This is a genomic window from Rhodococcus sp. WB1, assembly GCF_001700945.1.
GTDB lineage: Bacteria > Actinomycetota > Actinomycetes > Mycobacteriales > Mycobacteriaceae > Rhodococcus > Rhodococcus aetherivorans.
On sequence record NZ_CP015529.1, the window covers coordinates 4804006 to 4816830 of the forward strand.

Annotated in this window: 7 protein-coding genes, 1 tRNA gene and 2 rRNA genes; 1 reads left to right on the plus strand and 9 read right to left on the minus strand. The window is 65.1% G+C overall.

Annotation, left to right across the window (positions count from 1 at the left end; translation table 11 throughout):
* Positions 1-92: 92 nt before the first annotated feature.
* The 5 genes from A4U64_RS21445 to A4U64_RS21465 form a co-directional block, all read right to left on the minus strand.
* Positions 93-3229, minus strand: a 23S ribosomal RNA gene (locus tag A4U64_RS21445).
* 293 nt (positions 3230-3522) lie between these two features.
* Positions 3523-5044 (minus strand): 16S ribosomal RNA (locus tag A4U64_RS21450).
* Together the 16S and 23S rRNA genes form the textbook arrangement of a ribosomal RNA operon.
* 496 nt (positions 5045-5540) lie before the next feature.
* On the minus strand, positions 5541-5738 hold the full coding sequence (locus A4U64_RS21455; protein WP_029547229.1) for a hypothetical protein: 198 nt from the start codon (positions 5736-5738) through the stop codon (positions 5541-5543).
* Positions 5739-6024: 286 nt separating this feature from the next.
* Positions 6025-6097, minus strand: a tRNA-Thr gene (locus tag A4U64_RS21460).
* 65 nt (positions 6098-6162) lie between these two features.
* Entirely contained in the window at positions 6163-7350 is a 1188-nt protein-coding gene (locus A4U64_RS21465) for a DNA polymerase III subunit delta' (protein ID WP_029547228.1), read from the minus strand.
* 94 nt (positions 7351-7444) lie between these two features.
* Between A4U64_RS21465 and A4U64_RS21470 the strand changes: the two genes are divergently transcribed.
* On the plus strand, positions 7445-7831 hold the full coding sequence (locus A4U64_RS21470) for a VOC family protein (protein ID WP_050034523.1): 387 nt from the start codon (positions 7445-7447) through the stop codon (positions 7829-7831).
* A gap of 4 nt (positions 7832-7835) precedes the next feature.
* Here A4U64_RS21470 and A4U64_RS21475 read toward each other — a convergent pair whose 3' ends face one another.
* The 4 genes from A4U64_RS21475 to A4U64_RS21490 all read right to left on the minus strand — a co-directional run bounded on the left by A4U64_RS21475 (position 7836) and on the right by A4U64_RS21490 (position 12532).
* The gene (locus A4U64_RS21475) at positions 7836-8510 is read right to left on the minus strand and encodes a helix-turn-helix domain-containing protein (protein WP_006940060.1); all 675 of its coding nucleotides are present in this window, start codon (positions 8508-8510) and stop codon (positions 7836-7838) included.
* A 32-nt stretch (positions 8511-8542) separates the two neighbouring features.
* The gene (topA, locus tag A4U64_RS21480; protein ID WP_029547225.1) at positions 8543-11476 is read right to left on the minus strand and encodes a type I DNA topoisomerase; all 2934 of its coding nucleotides are present in this window, start codon (positions 11474-11476) and stop codon (positions 8543-8545) included.
* Positions 11477-11611: 135 nt separating this feature from the next.
* Positions 11612-12199 carry a hypothetical protein gene (locus A4U64_RS21485; RefSeq protein WP_006941359.1) on the minus strand — a complete coding sequence of 196 codons (588 nt, stop codon included), beginning with the start codon at positions 12197-12199 and terminating at the stop codon, positions 11612-11614.
* 129 nt (positions 12200-12328) lie between these two features.
* Positions 12329-12532: a cold-shock protein gene (locus A4U64_RS21490; RefSeq protein ID WP_003935252.1), complete on the minus strand. Its 204-nt coding sequence runs from the start codon at positions 12530-12532 to the stop codon at positions 12329-12331.
* Positions 12533-12825 lie beyond the last annotated feature (293 nt).

Consider the following 12825-nt stretch of genomic DNA (forward strand, 5'->3'; position numbering starts at 1 on the left):
CATTCTTTGGGGGGCAGCGTTTACTCCGACTCCTCGCGCAGCGAGTGTGAGTGTGTTGTTTCAGATACCGCACAGTGGACGCGTAGCTTCTTTGTGGTAAGTCCTCGGCCTATTAGTACCGGTCACCTGCATGCGTTACCGCACTTCCAGTTCCGGCCTATCAACCCGGTGGTCTGCCGGGGGCCTTACCCCCTCGAGGGGGTGAGAAACCTCATCTTGGAACAGGCTTCCCGCTTAGATGCTTTCAGCGGTTATCCCTTCCGAACGTAGCCAACCAGCCGTGCCCCTGGCGGGACAACTGGCACACCAGAGGTTCGTCCGTCCCGGTCCTCTCGTACTAGGGACAGCCTTCCTCAAGTTTCTAACGCGCGCGGCGGATAGAGACCGAACTGTCTCACGACGTTCTAAACCCAGCTCGCGTGCCGCTTTAATGGGCGAACAGCCCAACCCTTGGGACCTACTCCAGCCCCAGGATGCGACGAGCCGACATCGAGGTGCCAAACCATCCCGTCGATATGGACTCTTGGGGAAGATCAGCCTGTTATCCCCGGGGTACCTTTTATCCGTTGAGCGACACCGCTTCCACATGCCGGTGCCGGATCACTAGTCCCGACTTTCGTCCCTGCTCGACCTGTCGGTCTCACAGTCAAGCTCCCTTGTGCACTTGCACTCGACACCTGATTGCCAACCAGGCTGAGGGAACCTTTGGGCGCCTCCGTTACATTTTGGGAGGCAACCGCCCCAGTTAAACTACCCACCAGGCACTGTCCCTGAACCCGATCAGGGTCCGAGGTTAGAGGTCCAATACGATCAGAGTGGTATTTCAACAACGACTCCACCCACACTGGCGTGCGGGCTTCCCAGTCTCCCACCTATCCTACACAAACCGAACCGAACACCAATACCAAGCTGTAGTGAAGGTCCCGGGGTCTTTTCGTCCTGCCGCGCGTAACGAGCATCTTTACTCGTAGTGCAATTTCGCCGAGTCTGTGGTTGAGACAGCAGAGAAGTCGTTACGCCATTCGTGCAGGTCGGAACTTACCCGACAAGGAATTTCGCTACCTTAGGATGGTTATAGTTACCACCGCCGTTTACTGGGGCTTAAATTCTCAGCTTCGCGGAGTGAACTCCGCTGACCGGTCCTCTTAACCTTCCAGCACCGGGCAGGCGTCAGTCCGTATACCTCGTCTTACGACTTCGCACGGACCTGTGTTTTTAGTAAACAGTCGCTTCTCTCTGGTCTCTGCGACCACCCCCGGCTCACGGAGCAAGTCCGGTCACCGGGACTGGTCCCCCTTCTCCCGAAGTTACGGGGGCATTTTGCCGAGTTCCTTAACCACAGTTCTCTCGATCGCCTCGGTATTCTCTACCTGACCACCTGTGTCGGTTTGGGGTACGGGCCGTGTGAAAGCTCGCTAGAGGCTTTTCTCGGCAGCATAGGATCATGGAATTCGCCTCATTCGGCTACGCATCACCTCTCAGGCTGTGTGCGACACGGATTTGCCTGTGTCACGCCCTACGGGCTTACACCGGTACAACCACTGACCGGCCCCACTACCTTCCTGCGTCACCCCATCGCTTGGCTACTACCACCGAAGGTCCCGTGCAGCAGGCTCTCGGCTCCCGAAGGAACTCGATCACCCTTTGGACGGTTAGTACCGATGATTCACCAGGGGCGCGTTCACACGGGTACGGGAATATCAACCCGTTGTCCATCGACTACGCCTGTCGGCCTCGCCTTAGGTCCCGACTCACCCTGGGCGGATTAACCTGGCCCAGGAACCCTTGGTCATTCGGCGGACGAGTTTCTCACTCGTCTTTCGCTACTCATGCCTGCATTCTCACTCGCGCAGCCTCCACACCTGGATCACTCCGGCGCTTCCCCGGCTGCACGACGCTCCCCTACCCACCCACACACCTGGCTCGCCCCCCGCAGGGAACGAGCGGGCTAATGTGAGTGCCGCGGCTTCGGCGGTGTACTTGAGCCCCGCTACATTGTCGGCGCAGAACCACTTGACCAGTGAGCTATTACGCACTCTTTCAAGGGTGGCTGCTTCTAAGCCAACCTCCTGGTTGTCTCAGCGATCCCACATCCTTTTCCACTTAGTACACGCTTAGGGGCCTTAGCCGGCGATCTGGGCTGTTTCCCTCTCGACTACGAAGCTTATCCCCCGCAGTCTCACTGCCGCGCTCTCACTCACCGGCATTCGGAGTTTGGCTGATTTCGGTAAGCTTGTGGGCCCCCTAGACCATCCAGTAGCTCTACCTCCGGTGAGAAACACGCGACGCTGCACCTAAATGCATTTCGGGGAGAACCAGCTATCACGGAGTTTGATTGGCCTTTCACCCCTACCCACAGCTCATCCCCTCAGTTTTCAACCTAAGTGGGTTCGGGCCTCCACGACGTCTTACCGTCGCTTCACCCTGGCCATGGGTAGATCACTCCGCTTCGGGTCTAGAACATGCCACTACAGACGCCCTGTTCGGACTCGCTTTCGCTACGACTACCCCACACGGGTTAACCTCGCGACATGCCACTAACTCGCAGGCTCATTCTTCAAAAGGCACGCCGTCACCCCCAGCAGACCAAACTGCTCGAAGGCTCCGACGGATTGTAAGCGCACGGTTTCAGGTACTATTTCACTCCCCTCCCGGGGTACTTTTCACCTTTCCCTCACGGTACTAGTCCGCTATCGGTCACCAGGGAGTATTCAGGCTTATCGGGTGGTCCCGACGGATTCACAGCAGATTTCACGGGCCCGCTGCTACTCGGGTACCCTCCACGAGAGCCGGCATGTTTTCGTCTACGGGATTCTCACCCTCTACGACAGGCCGTTCCAGACCATTTCGACTAACACACCGGTTTCTTACTCTCGCCCACCATGACAGTGATGGGAAGAAGGGCCCCACGACCCCACGAGTGCAACGCCTGCCAGCTCTCACACACCCGCGGTTTAGCCTCTTCCGTTTTCGCTCGCCACTACTCACGGAATCACATGTTGTTTTCTCTTCCTGTGGGTACTGAGATGTTTCACTTCCCCACGTTCCCTCCACACGCCCTATATATTCAGGCGCGGGTAACACGACATCACTCGTGCTGGGTTTCCCCATTCGGAAATCCTCGGATCACAGCTCGGTTGACAGCTCCCCGAGGCATATCGCAGCCTCCCACGTCCTTCATCGGCTCCTGGTGCCAAGGCATCCACCGTACGCTCATAAACACTTACAACAAAGATGCTCGCGTCCACTGTGCAGTTCTCAAACAACACACAACAACCGGTACCGGAAGAAGAAACAACCCCTTCGTTCCCGATCATCGTCGCTGACAAAACACTCGCGTGTTCTCTCAGGACCCAACAGTGCACCGATATAACCACCGCAGAAGGACACTCGGGTCCTTCCCGCGCGGTGATGACTGTCAGCGTTCCACCCATGAGCACCACCGGATTACGTGTGAATCCGAAATGGCTCTGCCCGTGGCGGAGTCACCTGTGTGACCCACCGACGGGAGTTGCTCCTTAGAAAGGAGGTGATCCAGCCGCACCTTCCGGTACGGCTACCTTGTTACGACTTCGTCCCAATCGCCGATCCCACCTTCGACGGCTCCCTCCCACGAGGGGTTAGGCCACCGGCTTCGGGTGTTACCGACTTTCATGACGTGACGGGCGGTGTGTACAAGGCCCGGGAACGTATTCACCGCAGCGTTGCTGATCTGCGATTACTAGCGACTCCGACTTCACGGGGTCGAGTTGCAGACCCCGATCCGAACTGAGACCGGCTTTAAGGGATTCGCTCCACCTCGCGGTATCGCAGCCCTCTGTACCGGCCATTGTAGCATGTGTGAAGCCCTGGACATAAGGGGCATGATGACTTGACGTCGTCCCCACCTTCCTCCGAGTTGACCCCGGCAGTCTCCTGCGAGTCCCCAACCGAATTGCTGGCAACACAGGACAAGGGTTGCGCTCGTTGCGGGACTTAACCCAACATCTCACGACACGAGCTGACGACAGCCATGCACCACCTGTACACCGACCACAAGGGAAACCCCATCTCTGGGGCGGTCCGGTGTATGTCAAACCCAGGTAAGGTTCTTCGCGTTGCATCGAATTAATCCACATGCTCCGCCGCTTGTGCGGGCCCCCGTCAATTCCTTTGAGTTTTAGCCTTGCGGCCGTACTCCCCAGGCGGGGCGCTTAATGCGTTAGCTACGGCACGGATCCCGTGGAAGGAAACCCACACCTAGCGCCCACCGTTTACGGCGTGGACTACCAGGGTATCTAATCCTGTTCGCTACCCACGCTTTCGCTCCTCAGCGTCAGTTACTGCCCAGAGACCCGCCTTCGCCACCGGTGTTCCTCCTGATATCTGCGCATTTCACCGCTACACCAGGAATTCCAGTCTCCCCTGCAGTACTCAAGTCTGCCCGTATCGCCTGCAAGCCCGCAGTTGAGCTGCGGGTTTTCACAGACGACGCGACAAACCGCCTACGAGCTCTTTACGCCCAGTAATTCCGGACAACGCTCGCACCCTACGTATTACCGCGGCTGCTGGCACGTAGTTGGCCGGTGCTTCTTCTGTACCTACCGTCACTCGCGCTTCGTCGGTACTGAAAGAGGTTTACAACCCGAAGGCCGTCATCCCTCACGCGGCGTCGCTGCATCAGGCTTGCGCCCATTGTGCAATATTCCCCACTGCTGCCTCCCGTAGGAGTCTGGGCCGTGTCTCAGTCCCAGTGTGGCCGGTCGCCCTCTCAGGCCGGCTACCCGTCGTCGCCTTGGTGGGCCGTTACCCCACCAACAAGCTGATAGGCCGCGGGCCCATCCTGCACCGGAAAACCTTTCCACCCCGGAACATGCATCCCGAGGTCCTATCCGGTATTAGACCCAGTTTCCCAGGCTTATCCCGAAGTGCAGGGCAGATCACCCACGTGTTACTCACCCGTTCGCCACTAATCCACCCAGCAAGCTGGGCTTCATCGTTCGACTTGCATGTGTTAAGCACGCCGCCAGCGTTCGTCCTGAGCCAGGATCAAACTCTCCGTTGAAGACTCACAATCAAACCCCGAAGGGCCGATCAGTCATAGACATCGAGCCAAATCACCAGCAAAAAACTCAAACCAGCAAAAAACACTGACTACCACAGACGGAAGAATGCGGCAGCCAGCAACAACCACCCCCCGAAAAGAGAGGCGGTCGCACCAAAAATATTTTGGCACTGACATTCATCGGCACACTGTTGAGTTCTCAAAGAACACGCACACACCATCACCCACGAACCGAGGTCCGCGGCGTTCCGGGGCAACCGTTCCAGCCTACCCACACCACCCGGCGAAAACAAACCCGACGCGCTCGGTGGGATCGGCAACGGCCCAGAACCCTACCAGAAGATTCCGAACCGAACAATCAGGCGCCTGCGTCCAACCTCGTTGTCCCGAGCCCCTGCGGGCCGGGTCGGTGTCCGTGTCGCTCTGACCTGGAATAAGTTACGTGAACATTGCGCTCTCACCAAATCGCCTGGTCAGACCGCTTTTCTGCGCCGAGTCAGGGCACCCAGTACTTCACGGCCAACTCCTCCACGACGGCATCGCCCTCGGCGGCCTGCTCCAGCAGCGCCAGGTCGAGGTCGATGTCGATGAGCCGGGGGTTGTCCCCTTCGGCGTCACCGAGAGGGCGCCCGCCGTCTTCGCCGCGCTGGCGCAGAATCTTCGCTCGCACCCGCTCTTTCAACGACTCACTCATAAGTCGAGTGTACTGAGGGGGCGCCGCCCGAGCGGGGTGCCGAGCGGCGAAGACCGACCTAGTGGTCGTCGTCGCGCCGGCGGAACACGCGCATCGCGGTGGGGATGAGAACGACCAGGGCGCCGACGATCAGAACGATCGAGAAAATTTCCAGAAGCACACGTGCCATCATCCGGCACGGAGGGCGCCGGCGGGCGACTTCGTCGTGGGCGAGCGGACCGGAAGGGTCCCCCGGTCGACGAAGGCCCTCCACCCGTCTTCCGGGTGAAGGGCCTTCGTCGCTCCGAGCTGCCTGCGAGAATCGAACTCGCGACCTTTTCATTACGAGTGAAATGCTCTACCGACTGAGCTAAGGCAGCGTGCCTGACGGCGCGCACGAGTTTAGCGCCTACCCCCCTGTCCAATGCAAACCACCCCTCGCCGCCTACCGGAATGCCGAGCTCAGCCGGGCCGCCATGGCGGCCACCGCGAAGCGCGGTTTGACGTTCTGTGCGAGAACCTCACGGCATTCGAGGATCGCCTCGATGCAGGTCAGCAACGCCTCCGGCCGGGCCCGCGAAGCCAGGTCGGAGGCACGCTCGGCCATGTCGGGATGGTTGGCGGTGCCGGAAGCGCCCAGGGAACGTGCCAGCGCATCCCGGTAGAGACCGGCCAGATCGATGAGGGCGCGGTCCATGATGTCGCGCTCGGTCCGCGTGCGCCTGGACTTCTGGGTGCGTTCGAGGTCCTTGAGGACGCCGGCCGCACCGCGGAGCGCCCCGGCGGCGCCCTTACCGGTGCCACCGGCGCCGAGAGCCGTCCGGAGTTCCTCGGTCTCGCGCTCGTCGCGCGCGACGCTGATCTCCTTCGCCTCGGCCTCGGCACGCTGGACCAGCTCGTCTGCGGCGGTGTAGGTGGTCGCGGGGCGGAGCACGGCTTCGGCCAGATCCAGCGCACGCCGCCGGCTGGCGCGGGCGGACTCGTCGGTGGCCAGACGCCGGGCACGGCCGACGTGGCCGCCGCTGATCGACGCCGCCCAGCTCGCGGTCTCGGCGTCGAGCCCGTCGCGTTCGCGCAGGACCCGGGCGATCGCGTCCGGGCTGGGCGTGACGAGTGCGACGTGCCGGCATCGCGAGCGCAGGGTCACGGAGATGTCCTGCGGATCGATCGACGGCGCGCACAGCAGGAACACCGTGCGTTCGGGCGGTTCCTCGACGACCTTGAGCAGCGCGTTCGCGGCGCCCTCGGTGAGCCGGTCCGCGTCCTCGATCACCACGACCTGCCACTGCCCGGTGCTCGGGCGACGCGAGGCGGTCCGGACGATGTCGCGCATCGCCTTGACGCTGATCGTGAGCCCCTCGGGGATCACCCGACGGACGTCGCCGTGGGTGCCGGCCATGGTGGTGCTGCATGCGTGGCAGTGACCGCAGCCCGGTGCCGCGGGGTCGGTGCACTGCAGGGCGGCGGCGAAGCAGAGGGCGGCGATCGACCGCCCGGAGCCGGGGGGCCCGGTGAACAGCCACGAGTGCGTCATCCGAGAACCGGCTCCGCCCCCGCGCGCGGCGGTGGCCGCGGCGGTCAGTTCGGTCTCCACGTCGCGCTGGCCGACGAGACGTTCGAAGACACCGGGCATGGCCTCAGCGTAGCGACCGGCTCCGACGCGGCCGGTGCGTCGGCCGTCCGAAACCTTCAAGACGGCGACGTCGCGGCGGCCTAGCGTCACCGTCATGACTGCACAACTCGCGCTGGTCGGGCTCGTCGTCGCCGACATGACCCGTTCCTTCGACTGCTATCGCCGCCTCGGGCTGGACCTGCCCGCCGGCTCCGACGAACCGCACTACGAGACGACGCTGCCGGGCGGGCTCCGCCTGGCGTGGGACACCCTCGAGTCGGTCCGGACCTTCCATCCGGGCTTCCGGCCGGGCACCGGTGGTCCTGCACTCGCGTTCGACTGTGGTTCACCAGCGGATGTGGACGCGACGTACCGCGACCTGCTGGAGGCGGGATGCACGAGCGTGCTCGAACCGTGGGACGCGTTCTGGAAGCAGCGGTATGCGAGCGTGCACGATCCCGACGGGCACAGCATCGAACTGTTCGCGGCCTTGCCCGCGTGACCGCTCAGCGAACGAGCGCGCCGAGCGTAACGCCGGAGAGGGCGCGTACCTCCCGTGCGAGGTGGGCCTGGTCGCTGAAACCGCACTCGGCCGCGACGTCGGAGAACGACCGGCCGGCGCGCGCGAGACCGACCGCGCGACGGAATCGCAGCACGCGCGCCAGCGTCTTCGGACCGTAGCCGTAGACCCGCAGCGCGTGCCGGTGCAACCGCCGCGCACTCCAACCCATCGACGTCGCCACCTCGGCGACGGACGCTCCGGCGCCGAGCTGCGACGCGATGCCCGTCTCGACGCTGCGGTCGACGCCGTCCAGGCGGCGCCGCGTCTCGTGCAGGAGCGCACCGAGCGGGTCGGACTCCGCGGCCGACACCAGGCGACGAACGTGCGCCTCGGGCCGGATGCGGTCCAGCGGTACGCGCGCGTCGCGCAGCTCGGCCGCGTCCACCCCGAGCACCGCCGGCCCCACCCCGGGACCGAACCGCACCGCGGTCAGGTCCCGGCGGGTGCCCAGGTCGGAGAACTGGGCGCGGGTATCCGGTCCTGCCACCAGGAAGCCGTCCTCGTGCCAGATCAGATCCGTGCAGCCGTCGGGCAGCACGGACGTTCCGGCCGTACCCGCGGTCCTCGTCGCCGTCCACACGAGCACGCCGGGTATGCCGGACGCCGCCTCGCGGTACACACGGCGAGGATAGGCCGCCGCTCCGGGGAGGGTCACTCCTTCTTCGCGGCGGCCTTCTTCGCGGTCGTCTTCTTTGCCGCGGTCTTCTTGGCGGCCGTCTTCTTGGCCGGAACCTTCTTGGCCGCGGTCTTCTTCGCGGTCTTCTTCGCCGGGCCCCGGGCGCGACGATCCGCGAGCAGCTCGGAGGCGCGTTCGTCGGTGATGGTGTCGACCTCGTCGCCCTTGCGGAGGCTGGCGTTGGTCTCGCCGTCCGTGACGTACGGGCCGAAGCGCCCGTCCTTGATCACCATCGGGCTGCCACTGACCGGGTCGGTGCCCAGCTCCCGCAGCGGCGGCGTGGCGGCGGCCTGCCGACCGCGGCGCTTGGGCTCGGAGTAGATCTTCAGCGCCTCCTCGAGGGTGACGGTGAACATCTGCTCCTCGTCGGCCAGCGACCGCGAGTCGGTGCCCTTCTTCAGGTACGGCCCGTAGCGGCCGTTCTGGGCGGTGATCTCCTCGCCCGTCGCGGGGTCGACCCCGACCACCCGCGGCAGCGACAGCAGCCGCAGGGCGTCCTCGAGCGTCACCGTCGACAGTTCCATCGACTTGAGCAGCGAGGCCGTGCGCGGCTTGGGGCCGGCCGCCTTCTTGGCGGCCTTCTTCGCCGGCGCCTTCTTCGCGGCCTTCTTCGTCACGGTGGCCGTGCCACCACCAGTCGCGGTGCCGCCCGCCGAGGGTGCCTCCTCGACCGGGATGGGCGTGATGTCCGGTTCCGGCTCCGGCTCCGGTTCGCGCAGCAGCTCGGTCACGTACGGACCGAAGCGGCCCTCCCGCGCGACGATCTCGTTGCCGCTGGCCGGGTCGACGCCGAGGACCCGGCCCTCCTGCGGGGTCGAGAACAGCTTCTCCGCGTACTCGAGCGTCAGCTCGTCCGGCGGCAGGTCGTCGGGCAGGTTCGCCCGCTGGGAGACCGGTTCCCCGTCGGGGGAGTCGGGATTGGGGACCATCCGCTCGAGATAGGGGCCGAACCGGCCGACGCGCACGTGGATCTCCCGGCCCTCGGCGTCGTCGAACAGCCGGATCGAGTTGATCTCGCGGGCGTCGATGTCCTCGAGGTTCTCTCCGACCATCTTCTTCAGGCCGCCCTCGCGCGCCACCGAGTTCTCGGCGCCGTGGGCACCACCGAAGTAGAAGCTCGTCAGCCAGTCGGTGCGCTGCTCGTGGCCGCCCGCGATCTCGTCGAGGTCGTCCTCCATGGCGGCGGTGAAGCCGTAGTCGACGAGGCGTCCGAAGTGCGCCTCGAGCAGCCCGATGACCGCGAACGCCACCCACGACGGGACCAGGGCGCTGCCACGCTTGTAGACGTAGCCGCGGTCGAGGATGGTCTTGATGATCGACGCGTACGTCGACGGCCGGCCGATGCCGAGATCCTCGAGCGCCTTGATCAGGCTGGCCTCGGTGTAGCGGGCCGGCGGGTTGGTCGAGTGGCCGTCCGGATCGAGCTCGGTCGCGGTGACGCGCTGTCCCTCGGACAGGTTGGGCAGCCGGGACTCGGCGTCGTCGGACTGGCCGCCGGCCTCCTCGTCGACGCTCTCGACGTACGCCTTGAGGAAGCCCGGGAAGGTGATGGTGCGGCCCGACGAGGAGAACGTGCACTCCTCGCCGCTCGCGGCGGTGCCGGTGATGCGCAGCGTCAGGGTGGTGCCCCGCGCGTCGGCCATCTGGGAGGCGACGGTGCGCTGCCAGATGAGCTCGTAGAGCCGGTACTCGTCGGTGTCGAGGCGTGAGTGCAGCTCGCCGGGCGTGGCGAACACGTCGCCGGCCGGACGGATCGCCTCGTGCGCCTCCTGCGCGTTCTTCACCTTGCGGGTGAACTGCCGCGGGGTGGGGTGCACGTACTGCGCGCCGTACAACTCGGTGGCCTGCGCCCGGGCGGCGGAGATCGCGCTCTCGGACAGGGTCGTCGAGTCGGTACGCATGTACGTGATGTAGCCGTTCTCGTACAGGCGCTGCGCGATGCGCATCGTGCGCTCTGACGAGAACCGCAGCTTGCGGCCCGCCTCCTGCTGCAGGGTCGACGTCATGAACGGCGCGTACGGCTTGCGGGTGTACGGCTTGCTCTCGACCGACGTCACCGTCAGGTCGACACCGTGCAGGGCCTCGGCGAGCCGTCGCGCGTACGCCTCGTCGAGCACGACGACGCCGGTGGACTTGAGCTGCCCGTCGGGTCCGAAGTCGCGGCCGGCCGCGACGCGGGCGCCGTCGACACCGACGAGCCGGGCCCCGAACGAGCGGGGGCTCGCGTCGGCGCCGGCGTCGAGCGTGGCGGCGATGTCCCAGTACGTCGCGGACCGGAAGGCCATGCGCTCGCGTTCGCGCTGCACGATGACCCGAGTGGCGACGGACTGCACGCGGCCCGCCGACAACCGCGGCATGACCTTCTTCCACAGCACCGGGCTGACCTCGTAGCCGTAGAGGCGGTCGAGGATGCGGCGGGTCTCCTGGGCGTCGACGAGGTTGTTGTCGAGGTCGCGGGTGTGTTCCGCGGCGGCCCGGATGGCCGGCTCGGTGATCTCGTGGAACACCATCCGGCGGACCGGGACCTTCGGCTTGAGGGTCTCGAGCAGGTGCCAGGCGATGGCCTCGCCCTCACGGTCGGGGTCGGTCGCGAGGTACAGCTCGTCCGCGTCCTTCAGCAGCCCCTTCAGTTCGGTGACCTTGGACTTCTTCTCGGGACTGACGACGTACAGCGGCTCGAAGCCGTGGTCGACGTTCACGCCGAGCCGGGCCCACGACTCGCCCTTGTACTTGGCCGGCACGTCGGCGGCACCGCGCGGCAGGTCACGGATGTGCCCGACGGAGGCCTCGACGACGTAGTCCCGGCCCAGGTAGGGCGCGATCTTCTTCGCCTTGGTCGGGGACTCGACGATCACGAGCCGACGCGTGCCCGACGAGCCGTTCGACGTGCTGTTGTCCCGTGCTGCCACAGCGCTGCCCGCACCTTCCCTGTTCGCTGACATGTCGTGCTTCTCCCCGACATGTATACCGACCCGTTCCCCGGACGCGGCCATACACAGGGTCGCACACCTGCGACGGAAGGCCTGTCACCTGTGATGCGGCGCCTACCGCACGCGCGGCCAGATCTGCCGCGCGCGGGGGTCGTCCGGCGGCGCCCCGATGTTCTCGACGAGACGCATCAACCTGCGTCGCCCGGACACCCGCAGGCCCGGTGCGGCGCCGCGCGTGCCGATCAGCGTCGGCGCGATCCCGGCGCGCATCAGCGACTGGGCCAGCACCGGGTGGGTGTCCGGGGCATGCGGATCCAGCCCCAGCACGTAGCGCTCGCCCTCGGCCTCGGCGCGGCCGGCCGCGAGCACCCACGCCCGCAGAGCTCGCGAGCCCGGCACCCATCCCGCCGGCACCGCCTTCACCGCACCCCGTGTCCATGCGGCCGCCACCGGGACGAGTTCCGGTAGGGCGGCGGTGCGCACCAGGGGGTGTCCCTCGTCCGTCCGGGTGACCTCCGGGGACAGCGCGGCCTGCGCCATCAGCTCCGCGATCGCCTCCGCCCGCCACGGCTCGTCCACGACCACGGAGATCCGTGCGCCGTCACCGGAGACCACCGCGTGGCCGTGCGCGGCCAGCAGGCCGCCGAGGTCGGTCGGGTCCGGGGGCATCTCCTCGGCCCCGAAGAACGACAGTTGGCTCACTCACCCGCCCTTCCTCCGCTACCTGCCGCAGAAACAGATCGTCCCCCCTCACCGATGGTGACGGGGGACGATCGAGGATTCGGTCCCTGCGGACCGAGTCACGTCAGGCTCCGGCAGGAGCGTCGACGATCAGAGCGCGCGAACGCCGGTGGCCTGCGGGCCCTTGGTGCCCTGGCCGACCTCGAACTCCACGCGCTGGTTCTCCTCCAGGGTGCGGAAGCCGCTGCCCTGGATCTCCGAGTAGTGGACGAAAACGTCGGCGGAGCCGTCCTCGGGAGCGATGAAGCCGAAGCCCTTCTCCGCGTTGAACCACTTCACAGTGCCCTGTGCCATGCTTTTCCTTCTCTTTCTAACACCGGATGCGGCGGTTCGCGGGCGAGCGAGCCGCCGGGCCGGTTCCGACCGCTGTACTTCTTGATCCCCCCACAGGAAGAGCAAAGCACCGCGCTCGCAACCATCGATCCTGCGAGCCGTGCACTTTCTCAAGTCACCGAACACAGAAGCTGCGACCGATGTCAGTGAACCACGTTCCGGGCGCAGACAACAGTAGGCGGGCGCACAATTCGCCCGAAAATTTGATCTTGTATATGCCGACGGCAGGATTACTCGCCGGTACGGTTACGTCG

What these genes read in the sequence shown, in the direction of transcription:
- A4U64_RS21470 (WP_050034523.1), top strand. Translation starts at nt 7,445, where the DNA reads ATGACTGCACAACTCGCGCTGGTCGGGCTCGTCGTCGCCGACATGACC.
- A4U64_RS21455 (WP_029547229.1), bottom strand. Translation starts at nt 5,738, where the DNA reads ATGAGTGAGTCGTTGAAAGAGCGGGTGCGAGCGAAGATTCTGCGCCAG.
- A4U64_RS21465 (WP_029547228.1), bottom strand. Translation starts at nt 7,350, where the DNA reads ATGCCCGGTGTCTTCGAACGTCTCGTCGGCCAGCGCGACGTGGAGACC.
- A4U64_RS21490 (WP_003935252.1), bottom strand. Translation starts at nt 12,532, where the DNA reads ATGGCACAGGGCACTGTGAAGTGGTTCAACGCGGAGAAGGGCTTCGGC.